Origin of the sequence: Bacillus sp. FSL R5-0585 (assembly GCF_038004545.1) — a bacterium.
GTDB lineage: Bacteria > Bacillota > Bacilli > Bacillales > Bacillaceae_G > Bacillus_A > Bacillus_A cereus.
In genome coordinates this window covers 131,032-149,714 of sequence record NZ_JBBORJ010000002.1, presented here as the reverse complement: position 1 = coordinate 149,714, position 18,683 = coordinate 131,032, and the positions used below count along the sequence as shown (strand labels likewise).

The window sequence follows — 18,683 nt, the reverse complement described above, 5'->3', positions numbered from 1 at the left end:
GCAAGTTGGTTGAAATAATAGTACGAGAAAAAGTGCTAAAGCGAGTGCGATTAGTTTTTTCATTTTCATTGCGGTAGTCATTCTATGTATAGCGTAAAATAGACATTTACGTTTGTCATGCTCCTATTATGGCAAAGCAATTTGTATTTTCCCTGTAGTCAACCTGTAGTTTGTCTGTAGCGGAGAAAATCAAAAAAGACCGGCAGGAATAACCCTGTCGATCAAAGTGATAAAGCTTGGTTGCTAACATCAGGGGTGCAGACGCCTCATAACAAAATGGCTGAGATAAAACAGATAGGCGAAATATAATACTACGAATACAGTTACTACCAAAGCAAGTATATTTACAACCTTAACAGTCCTATTTTTGAAAATCTTGAACAATAAAGCATAAATACCAATGCCGATTACCCCTCCAAGCGTATTGTCAAGTACATCAGTAATATCGCTTCTTCCTATTGCGAAAATGAATTGTATAGCTTCAAACGCCAATGTCAAAGCAACAATTGGAAGAACTTTCTTCATAAAAGGCCATTTGCTTTTTAGTATACAAATATATATACCTAAAGGGATAAAAATAAGTATATTACCTCTTATTTCTCTAAAATCAATAGTTCCGCTGTCATCTAAAGACCCCTGAAATGGAATCAGATTGATTACTCGTATCCCGTCTGATATTTCAGAAGAAAAAAACGGTAATTTGAAGAGAATGACGCCTGTCAACAGCAGCATATATATTACAAACAATGCAATTGTAAGTTTATTTCGGTTTTCTGATTTCATTATTTTTCTCCTTGTGTTATTTATGCCTTTGGCAAATCCATCCAAAATAGAACGCCATCCGGAACGTTTTCCAAAGCATATTCAATGTTCATTACTTCCAACGTTTTCCGCACGATGGTCAAGCCTAAACCGTTGCGCCCATTTTTCCGCCCCCGCACTTTATCCATACGGTAGAATGGGTCAAATAACTTAGGCAAAACTGTAGCGTCTATCCTTGCATCTGTGTTTAGTATACAAAGGCGATATTGTTTAGCCGCAGGCTCGCTCCATATCCTAATTTCACCGCCTATAGGCGTATTCTGTACTGCGTTCAAAATGATATTGGAAAGTGCCTTTTGAAGCATTTTAGAATCGACAAGGCAGTTTTGTCCGTCAGGAATGTCCATAACAATGCACTGACCGTTTGCTTCAGCTAATATCTGAAAGTCAGGCAGTATGTCAGCCACTAATTGCCTAACTTTCAGTTTTTCAGGATCTTGAGAGATTTTCCCATCGCTCAGGTTGACAATCTCCAGTATCTCGGAAACCACATCGTCCTGCGCCTCCATCATCTTCACGCATTCGCGCAGGTATTTGGGATGATCTTTGTAATCACCTACATTTTCGAGCATACCCTCCAGCAAGATACTTGTTGCCGCAATAGGCGTTTTTAGCTCATGTGAAGCCGCCGAAAAGAAATATCGCTGTGCTTCCTCCATTTCCCTTACCCGCAGGATTTCATTTTCTAACCGGGAAATGGTATCTTTCAACTTATCGTACATAAAGTGAATGTCACGCGACAAATCGCCTACTTCATCCCGGCGTATAGGCAGGCTTTGCGGTACATCTTCAAGCCTTGTCATTTTCCCGGCGTCATCCGCCAGTCGCTTAATTGGGCTGGTTATCTGCCGTGCAAAAACATACGCGCACACAAGGCAGAGGGCGAGTATAATGGCAAACGCGACCAATGCCTGCACAATTATTTCATTGTAAAAGGCAGTTAATCCCGGTCTGGTCTGGGCGACGACAGAATAACCGAGGGCTTTATCATTATGCACCACATAGTAAAAGTCACCATTGAAATTATCCGTGGTATCAGCACCCGGCGTAGCGTAAATCACGCCGCGATTATCATCTATAATGCAAAACTCAAATGATTGGTTGTTATCACGAAACCTTTGCGCTGCTGCGGGAATATCGTTATAATCACTATTTTTTACTCTATTGACCAAAGGCTGATAGGACACTACTATTTGTTCCCTTTCAACTGCTCTGTACAGTGTTAAAAATTGACTTGAAAACAATGCGGCAGTTACGAAAACAATCAACAGCATAGCAACTATCGTATAAGCAAAAGTCTTAACAAATATCCCATTCTTTTTCATGAAGTTTCCTCCAATCGGTAGCCCACTCCGCGTACTGTTTTGATGATATTATCCGGTAGCTTCGCCCGTAGGTTTTTAATGTGAGTATGCACGGTGCTGCCATCACCGTCAAAATCGTAGCCCCACACGCGGGACAAAATAACTTCATGAGATAGTGTTTTTCCGTTTTTTTGCACCAGTAGCATTAAGATTTCAAACTCTTTAAGGGTCAAAAGTAATTCTTCGTCGTCATAAAAAACCTTGAAATCTTCCGGCAACAGAGTCAGCTTGCCATAGTGAATTTCCTTTGCTACCGCACCGCTGCGACGGAGCAGCGCCTCCACACGTTTCAGCAATAGCTGAATCTTGAACGGCTTAGTCACATAATCGTCCGCTTCCGCATCAAACGCTCTGATTTGATTCTCATCATCGGAAAGAGCGGTCATCATCAGAACTGGCGTATTATTCAGCTTACGGAACTCCCTTAAAAGCTCATGACCGTTCATTCCCGGCAGCAAGATGTCAAGAATGACAAGCTGATAGGTGTTATCATAAAATTTGGTATACGCTTCATCCCCGTTAAAACAGGCATCCACCTTATATCCCGCTCCAGATAAAAAGACTTTTACTGCATTGCAAATATGCTCATCATCCTCGACAAGCAGTATTCGTATATCCATAAATGTATACCTCCGAAAAAAGGATAACACAGCAATCTGTATTTTCCCTGTAGTTTTAAGATTGATTTCATTCGTCCATCAACAAGTTTTACGGTATCCTCTGGAATAAACCATGTCCAGCCGAGCGATATGCACCTATAATCCTGCCTGCTTACATAAAATCTGTATCCGACGATCTGAAATGCCCCATTTCTCACTGGCTTCTTTCGCTGTTACCAAAACTCATTACCAAAAACAAAGTGCCGATGATTATTGGTTAACTTCTTTTTTGTAATGGCTTAAGCGAACATATTACAATCAAATTTTATAGTTTTGACAGCTTACCGTACAAAATTTCCGAAATGTTGGTGTTACGCCTTCAAATAATTCTTCAATTTCTTTTTCGTTTATTAGAACTTTCCTCCTATTTATTCAAATCTAGGAATTAATTTTACATCACTTTTAACTTTATTTTCCCTAACGGTAAAAATTAACAAAATAACAATAAGAGATTTACTTTTGTTTTTAAATGACTTTATTATCAATATACAACACCCACCATCAAAATAAGGGTCAAAACCTTTGCCTATAAGTGGTACTGCCACATGCCTATCACCGTAAGAAAGGTCAACACCTCAAAAACAAAAAAACTAATTCCCTAAAATCACCAATTATTAAGAAATAAATTTTTCGTTTAGGGGGTAATTAAAAACCTTAGCTTGATCGCGCTCTATTAGCTGGATAGCAATGTAGCGTTACCCCTAACATTTGGATAGAAGTGTTTTCAAACAACATTATTTTAAAGCATTCATTTGCAACAAAACAAAATATTTTATGTATTATGTGAAGAACAATAATTTTCAATCAAAAACAAAGGAGGAAAAAGAATGAAAAAATTTAAAATTAGTATGATGGCATTCGTAACGACGTTATTAGTATTGTTGGTCCCTTCTTCTACATTTGCAAACACAATAGAGCCTTTTAGTTCTGGATGGGATTACTTAGGAGAAGAAACGCTATATTCAAATGGTGCTGAAAGCTATGTATATGCCTCGACTGGTGGAGATTACAAGATTTGCCGAGCTGCTGAAGTAGGTTCAACTAGTAAGTTAAAAGTTGAATTATGGGAGTACGATCCTGATAGCTATAATGATTATGTAGGCGTACGATATTTAGGACCTGGTGAATGTGGAGTTTTCAGAAATATTGGTGGTTTTGTGGATGGAGGAAATGAAGCAGAATTTTTTGCGAAATCAAGATCTAGCAGTAAGATGCATTTAATCTTTTTTGATTAATTCATTAACAAAATGTTCCGCTCTTTGTTTACTAACTATATTATCTTCTGTTAATTGAATTCGTTAAACAGCTTTCTCTATTAAATTTGTTCTTAATTTTAAAATAGTAATCACATCACTTTTCAAACGAAAATAATTAATTAAGGTTTTACACTTTCTCAATATTACGGTATCAATTTTCTTATATAATTAAATTATTCTCTTTATTTATTTTATGTATCTGTTCCCTTTGAACCCTACTATTATAGGGTTCCTTTTTTATGATCATATATTTATTAATTAATTCATCGATTTCCTGACTTAAATGGAGGACTTTCGTATGACTAAAACCATGTTTATTTACCAGTTCTACTAATTGTAACTTTTTATTTTCTATTAGATCATTTAACTTCGCCACTAACATAAACTTTTTTCTTTCACACTCCCCCTGAGCAAAATAAAAAGAGCTGCTCCCAGCTCTTGTATAATAAAAATCTTTATTATTGCAGTGTAAAATTTTCCATATTCTATTATAAATGAATATACATAAACCCAACAACAATAATTTTAGTGTATTTAAAAATAATAAAGCAGCAATAATTCATTACTGCTACAACTTCTTTATAAATTCATTATTAATATAAACATATTCTTCTGGTTCATCAGCTTCACCATACCAAGCTTTCAGCTTTATAATATGTTCTGCTACTTCTTTTAATATCAAATTCTTGAACTACTCACCACTTAACGTTCTTACGGACTGTTTGTAGTGAAAGATTCCTAAGTACAGAAGCCTAGCGGCTTCTAATTCATTAGGCTATCCCCGTAGTTCCTACGGTTAGAAGCCTTAAAGCTTCATTTTTAAGATTGATACTTGCGTTAATATCTCTGTCGTGATGACTATTGCACTTAGGACAATCCCATTCACGAAGATTTAGATTCTTAACGTCTTTATTTTGATACCCACAACAAGAACATAATTGGCTTGAAGCAAATGTTTTGGATACCGGAATGACTTGTTTTCCATACCATTTTGCCTTGTATTCTAGCAACGTTCTTAATTGTGACCAAGATACTTCGCTAATCGCTTTTGCTAACTTATGATTTTTTAACATATTCGATACTTGCAAATCTTCTATACCGATAACATCGTGGTTTTTGATGATTTCAGTTGAGATTTTGTCCAAGTAATCTTTTCTAGCATTAGCTATGTATTCATGAATTCTAGCTACCCTTACTCGTTGTTTATTCCAGCGAGAAGATCCTTTCATTCTTCTAGAAAGAACACGCTGTGCTTTTGCCAACTTCTCTTCCAATGAGCGGAAAAATTTAGGATTTTTATAGGTTGTTCCATCTGACAAAATGGCGAAATCTTTTAATCCTACATCCATTCCAATATAAGAATGTGTTTTCGGAAGTTCTTGCACTTCTGTTTCAACTAACAATGACACAAAGTATCTGCCAGAAGGGTTCCGTCTAACCGTAGCATTTAAAATACGTCCCTTTACTTCAAGACTTTTGGCAAATCGAACAAGACCTAGTTTCGGCAATTTCATTTTGTTTCCCACAACAGCAATGTTTTCATTTATTTGTTTTGTGGTATAAGATTGTACGTTGTTCTTTTTAGATTTGAAACGCGGGGCACTGTTTTGTTTTTTAAAAAAGCGTGTGTAAGCATCCGCAAGGTTGCGAACAGACGATTGAACAGCAATACTATCGACGTCTTTTAGCCAAACAAACTCTTTCTTCATGGCAGGAAGTTTGGCAGAGCATGTACCATATGTCAAACCTTTTCCTGTTTCTTTGTATGCATTATCCCATAGAGATAGGAAGTGATTGAATACAAAACGAGAACAACCAATCGTTTTATTGATCAGGATCGCTTGTGCTTTATTTGGATAGATACGAAATTTATACGCTTTATTGATCATCCTTCGTTTCACCTCCATTTCGATATATATCTATTATACACCAAACATATATTCGATTGATAGTGAAGTGATTATGACAAATTGTCCGGTAACACTTTACATATGTCGAACAATTAAGATGACTTCCTGCCATCTCTTGTTCGAAGCCAATTCATCTCCCACCTACTCGCTGGGCTACGTCCTTTACGCTCCTTAAGGAAGGAGTCTTCTTGGCTAAATTGATAAATAATGAAATAGGTGTCACATTATATTCTGTATCTCTGAAATTCTTTAAATTGGCTATAAATGACCATTCATTACCTTTTAAATTTGTATAATAGTCATTCTCTTCTTCCCAGTTTCCTACGTGCCACCTCATATATAGAAAATCATCTTCTGCTAATGCTTCATTTGTCTGTTCCTTTGTAAATGGAATGTCTTTACTACGATTAACTTTTATATATTCTTTAACAAATGGAAACTTTAATGCTGCTTCTTCCCAGCTTCCTGTATTTATTAATTCCACCAATTCTTTATATTCATCCTTTATAATTACTTTATCTCGAAAGGCTGTATACATTTCAAAAGACAATTTTATCACCTTCTTAAATTCATTATGAATTTAATTAACATATATACTTAACTACACAATAGATGGTTTTAGAAATCGCACTACGTTTCCCTTTTCACTAAATTCACTCTCATTGTTACAATTTTTCGAGGAGAGATCCACTATATAACTCTCTGAAATTTTAAAAGTTCTTTCCTCATTAAACATTGTCAAAGGAACTGATACTCCAACATTATTATCTAGATGACTTAATACCATTACAGGTATAGTTTCTCCTTTTAATAAATCAACATATGAGGTCTTAACTTTATAATAATGACCTTCTAAAAAATGCATTTTCCCGTTTATTAAATCCACTGCAACTCCATTATTACAGTACGCTAAGCTTTGATTTGAAAAATGGATGTCATCCGATACTTTAATAAATTTCATCGTTTTATTATCAAATATATAGTAACCCTCTCTTACTACAAAGAGATTATGAGGATTGATAAACTCTAGCAAATAATGCGTAATTTCAAAGCTAGTATCCCCCTCAATCATTTCTCTGTATTCTACATAAAGTTTCTCTAATTTTTTAAATGTACTTAATTTGATCCCCTGATTTGGTCTTGATGCAAGTGTTAAGTCATCTAATACCCATTTAGCCACGTATGTTGACGTTGGAATCATTTACAATATACCCCCTTCAAAATTCTATATATGAACATATAAACTATTTAAATTTAATAAATTGGGCTCTACTTAAAGTATAGGCAGAATCTATTTGATAACTAAGATAATTCTCTAACTTTTTCATATTTACTTCCTATAAATTATATTTATCAAACTCTAAAACGAATTCTTTATAATCAATTTACATTTTCAGAAAATTGAGATATTATTTGTTATATACACCTTTTTTATTTTTTAAATCAATTTCAATACACACAAGCCCTTCGGGTTACTTGAAAGAAGAATGTAATGCTAAATGCATTGGTTCTTACTATCCAGTATCCTTGAAGGGCTTTTTGTATTGTCTAGAAAGGAGAGAATAAATGAGTTTTAATGAATTCGTATTAGATCAATGCGGTAAAACATGGCCAGAATTAAAAAATGATGCTCTTACTGAGAATCAGGATCTAGCACATGAAGACATTCAAGAAATCATTTCAAAACAATACCTACTTTTAAGAAATGACTACGAAGAATTTCGATTAGAAACACAGTAAGAAAATATTAAACGCATGTATGCGTAATGAACAGACTTCTCAATTTTGAGGAGTTTTTATTATGGAGGGAGTTAAGATGAATAATTTTATTGAGCTGCTAAATGAAACTTACTGGGACAGTTGTTCACTTCACGAAAATGCTGAAATTCAAAAGTTCTCTAATAACAAAATTGAATTTACAAAAACGATGCTTTTTTTAGATTCCTATAATCGTATCTACAAGAAGAATCCAGAAGTTTTTACTTTTATGATGGAAATACTCTCTTCAAGTCTCATTAAAGCAATATATCGTTTTATCGCTCCGAAACTTGAAGAAAGAAATCTTCTCGAAAAAACAGAAGTACGTCATAAATTCCAAAATACGCAGCAAAAGTCAACTTTCTATTTCAACAGTAAGATAGGGCAATATGAATTGAGTATTAACTTTGAAAGTATTACATCGATTAGCATGTACTTTGGAAGTCATGTGTTTGACGATATTATGCTACTAGACAGACAAATTGACTTTCTGTTGGACCAATTTTCAGATGCAGCAGCAAGTCATTATGAAGATGATAGAAATACTATTAAAGATAATAAGGAGGAATTATAATATGTTTGAAAATAATAATGAGTTATTTAGTTTATATTTAAATAGTGAGTTTCAAGGGTATTTGAATAGCGAAGATTATCGTCAAATAGCTGCAGCAATTCGTGTTTATGGAATGAAAGGAGATCTGATTATTACTTCTTTCATGGATACTATGGTTATTTCGACAATAGGCATATTTTTAGATTATTGCTTACCCGAAATACGTCAACCATTAATGCAGGAACTAGTGCCAATGCAACAAAGTCCAGAGACTCCGGAACTAGTCCTTCTTGGAAACATTCAATTTTACGCTCAAGATGATGAAACAATTGAAGAGTTTGCTGAATTTTTATTAGAACGAGTTAAAAATACTCCGAATTATCCAGATGGGTTAATTCAGGGTGTTATATATGGAGTTGTTATTCCTGTCGGGATGGAATCAACTAAAGAATCCATAATAGAAGACTTAAATGAACAACTAACTATCAGTAATTAGGATCTGGGTAAAAACCAAATTTTATAGTTTCAAAATGGGGTTATATTCAATTGGAATATGCCCCTTTTCTGCTTTTAAAAATAGTCAAGGGGGTACTTTTATGTTAGTGGCATTTGCATCTAAGACAAGTAATGTTGAACGGTTTATAAAATCATTACCAAATATAAAGTCAGTAAAAATTACTGACAATTTACTCCTTGAAGAGGATTTTATACTCGTTACTTACACAACAGGTTTTGGTCAAGTGCCACAACTTGTAGAAGACTTCTTAACTAAGAATTTTAAGCACTTACGAGGCGTTGCAGCAAGTGGCAATCGCAATTGGGGAGACATGTTTGCAAAGAGTGCAGATGTTATCTCTGATAAATACAACGTACCCGTATTAATGAAATTTGAGTTATCTGGAACGATAAATGATCGCAAGAAATTTGAATCTATTTATTCACAGATTGTATGACGGATATTTAAGAATTAAATCATGCAGACCAGGGGGAATAAAAATGGCAAGTATTAATGGGATTGAAATCAAGACTTACACAATTAAACGAGGACATGAGGGTGAACCACTACAACAAGCAGTGGTATATATAGATGGAAAAAAAGCTGGCTATATATCTGACGGTGATTGGGGCGAACCAATGGTATTGTCATTTAGTAATTATGATTTAACCGTTATTAAGCAAAGACTATTTGCATATGCCAAACATGAAAATTTCATTTCCAGTATGTCTGGTGATATAGAAATGCTATTTGCATTACTACTTGGATATGTAAATTTGGAAAAGGTATATAAAAAGAATAAGGATTTCATCTTATTAGTAGTTGGTCTCCGCGAAAATTATTTAAAAGGCTGGTCGATAAACAGTGAGTTAGTATATTGGAAATTAGAAAATTATGATCAAAAAGATTTAAATAATTTTATAAAGAAAATAAAAAAGAGTGAAGGTTGTTCTGAAGTGATTATGTTTCAAAAACAAGAAGATTTCCATATTAGCACCCATGACTTTATTCGTATTTAAGAAAAATTCACTTTCACTTATTAATAGTCAAAATATCGTTTTTTAATTTAACTTTGATGAAATTTTAAGATTAAATACTTGGATAAAGCTTCTGATTCACCCAGATTATTTGGGTGAATCAGAATTATATTAAGGAGGTCCTTCATGCTTAATTTAGTTAATAATAAATCCCAAACTCCTACTATGAAATTTCCAAGAATCAAAAAACTAATACAATTTGATGTAGATATTTGGCTATATAAAAATAAATTACCTATCGATCTATTGGATTTACACTTTAAAAAATGTACAAATTGTTCTTATTATGTGGAGACAATTGAACTATTTGAAAAGAAAACCATACACGGTCAATCATATAAGGATATATGTAGCGATTGTGATTATGTTTTACGTAATTACGTGTGAAATTCTAAATGATATTTCCGTCCTTTCAAGGACAGCATTCCCTTGATTACTATATGTTTAAAAATATATTAAACATATGGTACGTGAAATTTTATGAAGAACACTTTAGGAGGTATTAAACACATGGCAAATGTTGTGTTAATTATAAGGCATTCAGATTTATTGAAATCTATGAATGAAATATTAACTAATTCTGAATCAGTAGAAAAAGTACACGAATTACTGAATAAGGCAAAAACAAAAAATACACTGCCACACGGTCTGTTATGGCATTGGACGGATTTTAAGTGGGATATGCCAGAGGAACTAGGAGAAAACATAAACGATACTAAAAATAGTGAATCTATTTTACTTTTATTTTATTGGCTAAATTGCATTGGAAGTGAAAACTATTATTTAGCGAGAATTGAGGAAAAATATGTTATCGATGGGCATGATCCATTAGATACGTGGGGTAACTTACGTGTACCATCATTAGATTTATCCTTAAATATTTCAATCTCCTTTGGTTTTGAAAAGGAGGATACAATATGAAAATACGTAATATTTATCGTCATAGTTATGGAACGGCAAGTATAGATAAAATTCTTCCTTCAATAATAACTAAAAGCATTTGGGATTTTTTTAAAACACAAATACTTTCAAGAAACAATTCTTTATTAAGCTATAAACACATCTTTGATTTAAAATTGGAGGATAATTATTTAGTATTAAATTATCAACCAGAAAGTCCAGGTTTTGAAATACGTTCCAAAACGAATGTAAAAGTGGATAAACTTCCATTAGCACACCGTATATGGATTATTGATAATGGTAAAAGTTTTATTATGATGTTACCAACGGATTATTGATAGGAATTAAACTATACACTTATTTTACTTAGTAAAATAAGTGCTTCAAAATAATACCATTTAAAATACCGGTTCTTATTAGAACCGGTATTTTTATTATGTATGAAGCTTTAGGATCCATTAATTATAGGATAGCCTATAGATATAATACACTCCCCTATAGTTAGGTTACTTAGATTTTTTCAATTCTTTGTTTACTTTATCAATTAACTTAGAAGCAGTTTCTAATCTTTCAACCCCAGCATCAACTTCATTTTCTTTACCCTTATCTAAAGCTTCTTGTATGATTGCCACTCCATCTTTTACATGAATCATCGCTACACCTACATTATGTTGTACTGGGAAATCTTTTTCTTCATACTCTAACTTACTTAATTTGTCCACTAGCTCTAAATAAGGTTTAGATACTTCTTTTAACTTTTCTGACTTTTTCTTCATTGACTTGCTACTTTTTACAATATCGTCTATTTCTTTAGATTGTTCGGAGAAATCTTTCATTAAATATTCTAGGTTTTTACTGAAGTCTTCTTTTTTATTTTGTTTAACAGAAGCTTCCATTGCTTCATCTTTCTTAACCTTTGCCTCACATCCAACCCCAGTTAACATTAACATTGGAACTACTAAAAACGATAAAATCTTACGTTTCATTGACATATACCCCTCTCAAAAAATTGTAAGTAATTAACATATGAAAAGATAACATAAATTGCGTAAATAGACTATAAAAAAATAGCGATTTTTACGATACTTACGTTATTTGAATTACGAGTTAGATTTAGCACTCGACATGATTCCTCTTTTAGTAATAACATAATTCTCTGGTAAGCAATTTATGCCTGGATGATTTTCGCAACGTGAAAAAAGCTCTTTTAAATCTCGTTGAAAATCACTACGTGGACGCTTTGGTTCTGCAATTCCCCATTTATCCATGCATTCTAGAATCAAGGATTGAACCTCCGGGTATATCCTTGCAGTTTCAAGAAGACAGCCCACTGCCACTGAGCGGATAGGTTCCTCGTATGTTTTCTTCAGTTTATCTACACAGCTTGTAGTCATGTGCCAAAGCCATACGTGATAAGTTTGATTACTATCAGGGGTAGGTGTATCAAAGAATCCCCTGCGAATGCATGCCCATAAAGCTAGTATACTATTTTTAGTGAGAGTAGAAGATTCATGGTTCTTAACATTAATGACAAGTGAATTTATATGATTGGATATATTAATGCCTCTTTCAGCCACTCTCCTCCATATACTGCAAATGAACTCTTTTGTTGGTATATCCGATCTATAATAATCCGATAACACCAGCTCTACTACTTCTGGTGGCAGAGAAACGTTTAAGGAAATTAATTCATCCAACATCAAAGCTGCCCGATACTGAACATATCGTTCAGAATTTAACGTGTCACGTGCCTTCTTGTCAATATACAATAATCTTGCGATTTGTGTAACGTATGGTTGCAGATCAGCGTCCCTATTCAGACTTTCATAAGCCACTTCTAACAAATCAGCAATTAATTCAGGGTTGTTCATTTGAGTGTAAACACCCTTATCATGCTTGTCATGGCATAAGCTCTCGATATAGCTAACTATCCAAATTGCTGCCTTCGACGTTTCACCAGATGACAGTATAAAATCAGCAAGGCTACTCTTCGTACTTTGGCGTTGAATAGATTCCCCAGAAACAAATTGCTGCAGCTTATCCAAAATGATATCACCTTTTAACATATCAAATACAGATCCCCCTTCACTTACCAGTAAAATTAGGTTTTTCATATACTAAACTTATCGCTAGTCTCTTCATCTCTATACACTTTACCTTATTTTAGTAATTATTGATGTAACTACTAAATAGTAACACATATTGGAACAGTCCTGCGAAATGCCCTCATAAGGGCTAGCACATCACCAATTTCAAATTAAGACACTTCCTACTGGAAACTTTGGTGTTCACAAATAATAAAAATGTTTAAAAAATAACGTAGTTGTTTCTGTATTGTTTAAAGAAATGTGAGTACTACAGAAACAACTATATTTTAAAATTTAATAACTTTATTGTCTTTTTACATTTTGATTATCCTTTATTTAACTTCTAAAGTTTAGTATTTTATTGTTTTTTTATGCTCCCCGGGATACCGTCAGTATTTTCAAAATAAGCTATGCTATGAGGAAAAATAAAGTAAGCTGCCCATGTGAACAGCTTATTTACATAATTTTCGTTATTGGAAGTCAATGTTTCTGAGAATCTATAAAGTTCTAGCGCTTATTTCCAATCAGTTTCTCCAGTTCTTTTAAATACATTTCCATTCTCTGTTCTAGAATATCCTTATTTCCCATTTGCTGTTCAACCTTATAACTTAAATCCTCTTGTTTTAACAGCATATAATGTTCATGAATTTCTAATAAGATCCACAAAAGATATTCATCAATTAGTCTTTTATATAGAGAGTGGTCATTGCCTGCATACCCTTTAACAAAACCCTCTGCTATGCCGTTTAATACGTCTACATTGCTATCATAACCCCTATTTATATATCTTGGAGCGTTGGAATAAGAAGGAAGAAGAAGTTTATAACAAAAGTAAAAGTAACCAGCATACTTTACATCAAAATCTAATCTAGGATATGGATCAATAACGGAAACATTATCCTGGTGGAATACTATATTCTCAGGGGTAACATCTTGATTAACTAAAGATATCTTTTGTATCCTTTTTCTTCGGATAGAAATGATACTCTGTATTTTTAATTCAACCCGTTTCCGATTGAATTTTAACTCTGAGTTACTTAGCTTTTTTAATGTTTTAAGATAAAAGTCATTATCTTGCTCCCATCTCTCTTGAATATCTAATGCTTCCTTACCTTCTATATTGTTTTCGCTCCATATTAAATTTCCATACCCCTTCAGCATAGGATCCTTATCGTGCATCTCTTTACAAAATTTTCCCAACAACTGTCCTAAATATAATGATTTGTTATAGTCTAAGCTATGTAACGGTAGACTACTTCCCATAAAGCTTTCTATATTAAATATTATTTCTTCATCAATAAAGTATTTAAATTCGGTCGGGCATATTCTCCAAATGCATTTGTTGGCTTGGTTATAATATATTTTGGATGATTCATATTCTGTAAGAAGATGCTGTCTGGTGTAAGTTTGAAGCTGATTATATGCTTTCTTTTTTTTAATTCTTATAACAAAATCTTGATTTGAAAATGTTTTTATTCTATAAACTTCATGCCATGCACCTTCTCCAACATGTATCAATTCTTTCAAATCATTTATCATTAATTGTTTTAAAATATAATCAATTTCTTTGTTAGTTAACTTTTGCATACGGTATTTTCACCTCCGGAAATATTTCCAAATAATTCAATTTTATTATAACTTCAATTTTTCCGTATGTATATCCTATACACTAATAGTTAACATAACGTCTCATTATCGGTAGCAAAGAAAAAGGGGAATCCTTACTCTCAGAAGGAATCCCCTTTTTTATTTTCTATAACGCTATTCATCTTTTTATACATTCCTATCCTGGCATGGGTTTTAGGGTTCTCGTTTGTTATCCGATTAGCCGAAAAACTGTATAAAATCTTGCATACTCTTAGCCTGGTTACTTTCAAAAATGCTGGTGATACCCCGTGGAAATCAAGCATATATACTATTGTGCTTCTTTTGGCGGTGCCCCAATATTAGCTTTTTACACTCTAAAATAAAGTCAATATCCTCACGAGTAGTATCCTCATTGTAAATACGTTCAATAGCTTCCGCTGCATACTCTTTATCTTCATATGTTTCTGCCAATCTCTTCATATAGTTTTTTATAATTTGTATTGCTTCTTCCTGATCTAAATTATTTTTCATTAATTCAGGGTTGAAATATCCCATTTCGTACACTCCGTTTCATTAATATAATGGTAATTCTCAAATATATACTGCAAATTGCATCATTTCTTCTTTCGTAAATTGTTTTCCTTCAGTTGTACCTTGTTTAGCCTTACCAAAAAACAATAAAAGTACTAGTAAAAACACGAATAGTACAGTATTAATCAATTTTCCAAGAACTACTCATAAAATAAAAAACACTATTCTTTCTGTAGAATCACGGGAAGAAATAGTATTTTTCCCTTAAAGGGAGATTTTATTTGGTTAGGTTATTGCAATAGAGTGAATCCCTTCTTACTCATCATATGGACGGAACTTTTCTCTCAATCCTTCTAATTCTTCTTTTTTGGCTTCTATATCAGCCTTTAGAAATAAACTCACATTCCCTAGCTTTTTAACTGGTGTCAACTTACCCGACTTAATCATAACGCTCATACGGGAGCGGCTAACCCCTAAAATCTCCATTGCCTCTGAAGTGATAAGAACTTCTTCTCTGATAAAATTCTCGACTTCTTCCCTAGAATTTAAATGATACTTCATTATTCTTCCCCTCTCATACATAACTTAATTATAAACATGATAGTATATACAATCCCCGCAACTATACATATCCAATCCAACGTGCTCATTACACTAAAATCATTTGCTATTACCCACAAAAATAAAATAACAAATACAGTTAAATCAATTGGTTTAATTTTTTTCATAATTTTTTGGTGACCGATGTTATAATAGTAATGAGGGGAATATGGCTGTCAACCCTTCCCCTCATCTTGCTTATTTGCGTTTACGTTTGTTACGTTTACGCTTTTTGCTTTGTTGTAGTTTCTTAGTCGCTTTAGTGTGGATGTCTAAACCAACGTTTATGATTCCGAACACTGAAGCGGTTATTGCTACAACATCTCTAATTGTATCGATCACTTTACCTCCATTTTATTTACTTAATGCATTGTAATATATCTATATATATTTTAGTAAGGATTTAATTAAGTTATTTAATATATTTAGTTTAAATAGAAAAGAAAACTTTTAGACTCGTTCAAATTTACTTAATGTATTAAATATAACAATACCTATCAAACTAAGAAAATCCAACTGCCCTCCATACCGAAATTTTGTACCAACTTCTCAAAGTAACTACTTTTAGAAGTTTTTTGTTTAGAGGGTACTCCAAAACCTTAGACTGGATGCTATCCAGATTAATGATGTTACCTTCAGATTATTAAATGAAAGAATCTGCTAGTTTTTAAAACAAATATAATAACCATCTATCGTATAACAGATAGATGGTTATTATATTTGTAAGTAGGTTATTAAACCATTTTTAACCTTATACATCTATTATTTAATTATTCTTTTTACATCCTCTACACTTACTGAAGTTGCTTCCGCTATGATTTCAATTGAAACACCTAAATTGAAAAAGTTTTGGATTAAATAAACTCTTTCTTGTTCTCTTGCTTTTTGATCAACCTCTAATAATTGTTGTAATAAATCTGTACTCATTATAAACACTCCTCTTAAATTTTTTTAACCCCCTAATCAACCAGGTTCTATGTTTACATAGAGCATTTTTAAACAATAAAGAAGAGCTGGTGGATAAATCCACCAGCTTTCCTTTTCTTGCTATTCAATTAGAAGCTAACCGTCGCTGCTTCCTCTCCTGAACTAATCATTCGTTGTTCAATCTTTCCTAGCAGTTCCTTTATCTTATCTGAATAAAGTTTGACTGCTTTCGTAGATTGAGCATTCTTAAGCTCTTCTGTCCATTCTGCTAAATCTTCTTTTTCTTGATCATCTAGATAATCAAAAACTTCCTTTCGAGACATCGGGCTCACCTCAACTCAACTCACTTTATTTGGCCGTTACATAACCAAATCTCCTCATCTCTCTATTTCTATTTATACCAGATTACTCCTCTATTATTCCTTATTCTTTTTTTCGAGTTCGTTCAATTTCTTTGAAATCGACTGAATCTCGTCGGTTTTTACTTGTTCTGTTGCCAAGCGATTGTGCAGCAGGAAAGCTTGCCCTGAAATCCCAGCAAGAATACTCACCTTAAGAATATCCATCATTGTTTCAGGGTTAAACATTGCAACACCAACGAGTGAAGCAATACTTCCTACAAACATCTCTCCCAAGAAACCCGGGTGAAATGCAAGCTTGCTCTTACGAGGCAACAAAAACTTTTTGTTTGTGATGTAATGACTAGCCAATCCTGAGACCATACCAGCCACAACTGAAACAATTACTGTAACCAACATAATATGCACCCCTTTTCGAAAAACTTTTGACATTGCAGCAGCAGTTTCTATTTAATAATTAATTGCTATAACATAGCATCACCCCTTTCAGGCAAAAACAAATAACCTTCCAGGAAAATGAATTGTTTACACAATGAAATAAAGTAACATAAAGTTCCTTTTTGTGTAATTTCATTAACCCGAAAGGTTATAAGTAATTAGTGATATAAAAAAGAAAAAGAAAAAAATGCAACTAAATTATATCACATTGAAGTTTGTTTAGTCTTTAAATTCCGAAAATTTATTTTGTTATTGTACTTTCTCAAGTTAACAAATCAAATTCTTTGATATCTTTACACTTTCTAATAATTCTAATGCCTGATGGTGATTTATTTTTTTCAATCTCCCATCAATTATGCTATAGATTACACTACAATTTTGATAAATATAGAATTCCAATATTTCAAATGCTACCTGTTTTTCTTCAAAGTTTTCATAATTACATAAATTTATTATTCTCGTTCCTGTCTCTCGTACTAACCACAATACCTTTCGCTCAAATAAGAAATAATAATATATATCAAAAAAATAAAAATCTTCTTGATATCCTATTAACTTATTTCGTATTATATTTTCCATCTTTATCAGCTCTGGATAAATTCCCAAATCTATTTCTGACGGTGCAATACAGGTATTCCCTCCTAAATTTTTTTCAAGAATTTGCAATGTCTTCAGTACTTCGTTAAAACTGTTGTTTTTTGTTTCTTTTCTCTCTTTCCATTCTTTATTTTCGCGATTATATATAGACACATTCATCAATATACACTCCTCTTTTTATCGTTTTTATTAAAATAAGTTTCTATTACCAATGCTACTAGTTACCATCTTATTGTAACTATCTTCAATTACATGTTGTTCTTTTTGATACTGATCCCATTCAGCGGCTGTGATATACGAGATAACATCTCCTACATGAATATAAATCGTATCACCTACACTGACACCTTCGAGTTCTGTATCGATTCTTAAATCGATATTTTCAATTCTAATTAATCGTTTGGTAATAAGTTTCCCTTTAGTAATTTTCCATCGATAAGCATTTAAAGTAATAGGATGTATTGTTTCTGAAAGTCTCAATAAATGATTCAAATTATCACTCCTTTTTTAAACAAAATAAAAAAGCAACCTAAAAGGAGAAGACATAACACATTAAAAATGCGTACTCTTCAACCCGATAGGTTGCTTTAATTACAGAAAGAAAAAAGAAAAAAATTATATACTTATTATACCATATCAATAACCAAAAACAGCCAATTTATAAACTAAAAATAATACAAAAACTTTAAATTATATTGCTGGTTTATGGTCTGTTTTTTATTTTATTGTATATCAAAACAAGAAATAATTTATTTAACTTTTATAGTGCAGTTTTCAATTTAAATGTTACAATTACAATATT

General features: G+C 32.8%; 28 protein-coding genes. 9 read left to right on the top strand and 19 right to left on the bottom strand.

The window, feature by feature from the left end:
• Positions 1–249: 249 nt before the first annotated feature.
• The 4 genes from MKY38_RS27295 to MKY38_RS27280 all read right to left on the bottom strand — a co-directional run bounded on the left by MKY38_RS27295 (position 250) and on the right by MKY38_RS27280 (position 3,390).
• On the bottom strand, positions 250–783 hold the full coding sequence (locus MKY38_RS27295) for a VanZ family protein (protein ID WP_341050646.1): 534 nt from the start codon (positions 781–783) through the stop codon (positions 250–252).
• A gap of 20 nt (positions 784–803) precedes the next feature.
• Positions 804–2,147 carry a sensor histidine kinase gene (locus MKY38_RS27290; RefSeq protein WP_341050643.1) on the bottom strand — a complete coding sequence of 448 codons (1,344 nt, stop codon included), beginning with the start codon at positions 2,145–2,147 and terminating at the stop codon, positions 804–806.
• Positions 2,144–2,806, bottom strand: coding sequence for a response regulator transcription factor (locus MKY38_RS27285; RefSeq protein WP_341050639.1), 663 nt, complete (start codon positions 2,804–2,806; stop codon positions 2,144–2,146). Before MKY38_RS27285 ends, MKY38_RS27290 begins: the two co-directional genes overlap by 4 nt.
• A 407-nt stretch (positions 2,807–3,213) precedes the next feature.
• Positions 3,214–3,390: a hypothetical protein gene (locus MKY38_RS27280; protein WP_170965417.1), complete on the bottom strand. Its 177-nt coding sequence runs from the start codon at positions 3,388–3,390 to the stop codon at positions 3,214–3,216.
• 282 nt (positions 3,391–3,672) lie between these two features.
• On the opposite strand from MKY38_RS27280, the gene MKY38_RS27275 reads away from it, so the two are divergent.
• Positions 3,673–4,080, top strand: coding sequence for a hypothetical protein (locus tag MKY38_RS27275; protein ID WP_088092077.1), 408 nt, complete (start codon positions 3,673–3,675; stop codon positions 4,078–4,080).
• A gap of 181 nt (positions 4,081–4,261) precedes the next feature.
• Here MKY38_RS27275 and MKY38_RS27270 read toward each other — a convergent pair whose 3' ends face one another.
• The 4 genes from MKY38_RS27270 to MKY38_RS27255 form a co-directional block, all read right to left on the bottom strand.
• Complete coding sequence (locus tag MKY38_RS27270; protein WP_137072195.1) at positions 4,262–4,483, bottom strand: aspartyl-phosphate phosphatase Spo0E family protein; 222 nt, start codon at positions 4,481–4,483, stop codon at positions 4,262–4,264.
• A 388-nt stretch (positions 4,484–4,871) separates the two neighbouring features.
• Positions 4,872–5,990 carry an IS200/IS605 family element RNA-guided endonuclease TnpB gene (gene tnpB / locus MKY38_RS27265; protein ID WP_200462473.1) on the bottom strand — a complete coding sequence of 373 codons (1,119 nt, stop codon included), beginning with the start codon at positions 5,988–5,990 and terminating at the stop codon, positions 4,872–4,874.
• A gap of 151 nt (positions 5,991–6,141) precedes the next feature.
• Positions 6,142–6,549 carry a hypothetical protein gene (locus MKY38_RS27260; protein WP_137072216.1) on the bottom strand — a complete coding sequence of 136 codons (408 nt, stop codon included), beginning with the start codon at positions 6,547–6,549 and terminating at the stop codon, positions 6,142–6,144.
• Between the two features lie 63 nt (positions 6,550–6,612).
• Positions 6,613–7,212: a hypothetical protein gene (locus tag MKY38_RS27255; RefSeq protein ID WP_062821186.1), complete on the bottom strand. Its 600-nt coding sequence runs from the start codon at positions 7,210–7,212 to the stop codon at positions 6,613–6,615.
• A 365-nt stretch (positions 7,213–7,577) separates the two neighbouring features.
• Between MKY38_RS27255 and MKY38_RS27250 the strand changes: the two genes are divergently transcribed.
• From MKY38_RS27250 to MKY38_RS27215, 8 genes are all read left to right on the top strand, one after another.
• On the top strand, positions 7,578–7,751 hold the full coding sequence (locus MKY38_RS27250; protein ID WP_000009392.1) for a hypothetical protein: 174 nt from the start codon (positions 7,578–7,580) through the stop codon (positions 7,749–7,751).
• Positions 7,752–7,827: 76 nt separating this feature from the next.
• Complete coding sequence (locus MKY38_RS27245; RefSeq protein ID WP_137072218.1) at positions 7,828–8,343, top strand: hypothetical protein; 516 nt, start codon at positions 7,828–7,830, stop codon at positions 8,341–8,343.
• Position 8,344: 1 nt separating this feature from the next.
• The gene (locus tag MKY38_RS27240) at positions 8,345–8,818 is read left to right on the top strand and encodes a hypothetical protein (RefSeq protein WP_341050631.1); all 474 of its coding nucleotides are present in this window, start codon (positions 8,345–8,347) and stop codon (positions 8,816–8,818) included.
• A 100-nt stretch (positions 8,819–8,918) separates the two neighbouring features.
• Positions 8,919–9,275 carry a class Ib ribonucleoside-diphosphate reductase assembly flavoprotein NrdI gene (gene nrdI, locus MKY38_RS27235; protein WP_000959161.1) on the top strand — a complete coding sequence of 119 codons (357 nt, stop codon included), beginning with the start codon at positions 8,919–8,921 and terminating at the stop codon, positions 9,273–9,275.
• Between the two features lie 43 nt (positions 9,276–9,318).
• Complete coding sequence (locus tag MKY38_RS27230) at positions 9,319–9,837, top strand: hypothetical protein (protein WP_200462474.1); 519 nt, start codon at positions 9,319–9,321, stop codon at positions 9,835–9,837.
• 144 nt (positions 9,838–9,981) lie between these two features.
• Positions 9,982–10,242 (top strand): hypothetical protein, encoded by a 261-nt coding sequence (locus MKY38_RS27225; protein ID WP_000933614.1) that lies wholly within the window; start codon positions 9,982–9,984, stop codon positions 10,240–10,242.
• A gap of 123 nt (positions 10,243–10,365) precedes the next feature.
• Positions 10,366–10,776: a hypothetical protein gene (locus MKY38_RS27220; RefSeq protein WP_098272989.1), complete on the top strand. Its 411-nt coding sequence runs from the start codon at positions 10,366–10,368 to the stop codon at positions 10,774–10,776.
• A complete protein-coding gene (locus MKY38_RS27215) occupies positions 10,773–11,093 on the top strand; it encodes a DUF960 family protein (protein WP_000702366.1) in 321 nt (106 codons plus the stop codon). Before MKY38_RS27220 ends, MKY38_RS27215 begins: the two co-directional genes overlap by 4 nt.
• Positions 11,094–11,261: 168 nt before the next feature.
• On the opposite strand, the gene MKY38_RS27210 is transcribed toward MKY38_RS27215, so the two are convergent.
• The 11 genes from MKY38_RS27210 to MKY38_RS27160 all read right to left on the bottom strand — a co-directional run bounded on the left by MKY38_RS27210 (position 11,262) and on the right by MKY38_RS27160 (position 18,373).
• The gene (locus MKY38_RS27210; protein ID WP_341050625.1) at positions 11,262–11,747 is read right to left on the bottom strand and encodes a hypothetical protein; all 486 of its coding nucleotides are present in this window, start codon (positions 11,745–11,747) and stop codon (positions 11,262–11,264) included.
• Positions 11,748–11,855: 108 nt separating this feature from the next.
• Entirely contained in the window at positions 11,856–12,821 is a 966-nt protein-coding gene (locus MKY38_RS27205) for a hypothetical protein (protein WP_200462476.1), read from the bottom strand.
• Positions 12,822–13,349: 528 nt separating this feature from the next.
• Complete coding sequence (locus MKY38_RS27200) at positions 13,350–14,429, bottom strand: hypothetical protein (protein ID WP_341050622.1); 1,080 nt, start codon at positions 14,427–14,429, stop codon at positions 13,350–13,352.
• Between the two features lie 315 nt (positions 14,430–14,744).
• Entirely contained in the window at positions 14,745–14,984 is a 240-nt protein-coding gene (locus MKY38_RS27195; protein ID WP_000540344.1) for a hypothetical protein, read from the bottom strand.
• A 36-nt stretch (positions 14,985–15,020) separates the two neighbouring features.
• Positions 15,021–15,149 (bottom strand): hypothetical protein, encoded by a 129-nt coding sequence (locus MKY38_RS27190; protein WP_257144230.1) that lies wholly within the window; start codon positions 15,147–15,149, stop codon positions 15,021–15,023.
• A gap of 126 nt (positions 15,150–15,275) precedes the next feature.
• On the bottom strand, positions 15,276–15,521 hold the full coding sequence (locus MKY38_RS27185; RefSeq protein WP_086385201.1) for a helix-turn-helix domain-containing protein: 246 nt from the start codon (positions 15,519–15,521) through the stop codon (positions 15,276–15,278).
• A gap of 801 nt (positions 15,522–16,322) precedes the next feature.
• Complete coding sequence (locus tag MKY38_RS27180; RefSeq protein WP_000102285.1) at positions 16,323–16,487, bottom strand: hypothetical protein; 165 nt, start codon at positions 16,485–16,487, stop codon at positions 16,323–16,325.
• A 128-nt stretch (positions 16,488–16,615) separates the two neighbouring features.
• Entirely contained in the window at positions 16,616–16,810 is a 195-nt protein-coding gene (locus MKY38_RS27175) for a hypothetical protein (protein ID WP_000087398.1), read from the bottom strand.
• 93 nt (positions 16,811–16,903) lie between these two features.
• Entirely contained in the window at positions 16,904–17,245 is a 342-nt protein-coding gene (locus tag MKY38_RS27170; RefSeq protein WP_000961794.1) for a DUF4257 domain-containing protein, read from the bottom strand.
• A 306-nt stretch (positions 17,246–17,551) separates the two neighbouring features.
• Positions 17,552–18,040 carry a hypothetical protein gene (locus tag MKY38_RS27165; RefSeq protein WP_001103070.1) on the bottom strand — a complete coding sequence of 163 codons (489 nt, stop codon included), beginning with the start codon at positions 18,038–18,040 and terminating at the stop codon, positions 17,552–17,554.
• A gap of 30 nt (positions 18,041–18,070) precedes the next feature.
• Complete coding sequence (locus MKY38_RS27160) at positions 18,071–18,373, bottom strand: hypothetical protein (protein ID WP_170965413.1); 303 nt, start codon at positions 18,371–18,373, stop codon at positions 18,071–18,073.
• Positions 18,374–18,683: the final 310 nt, after the last annotated feature.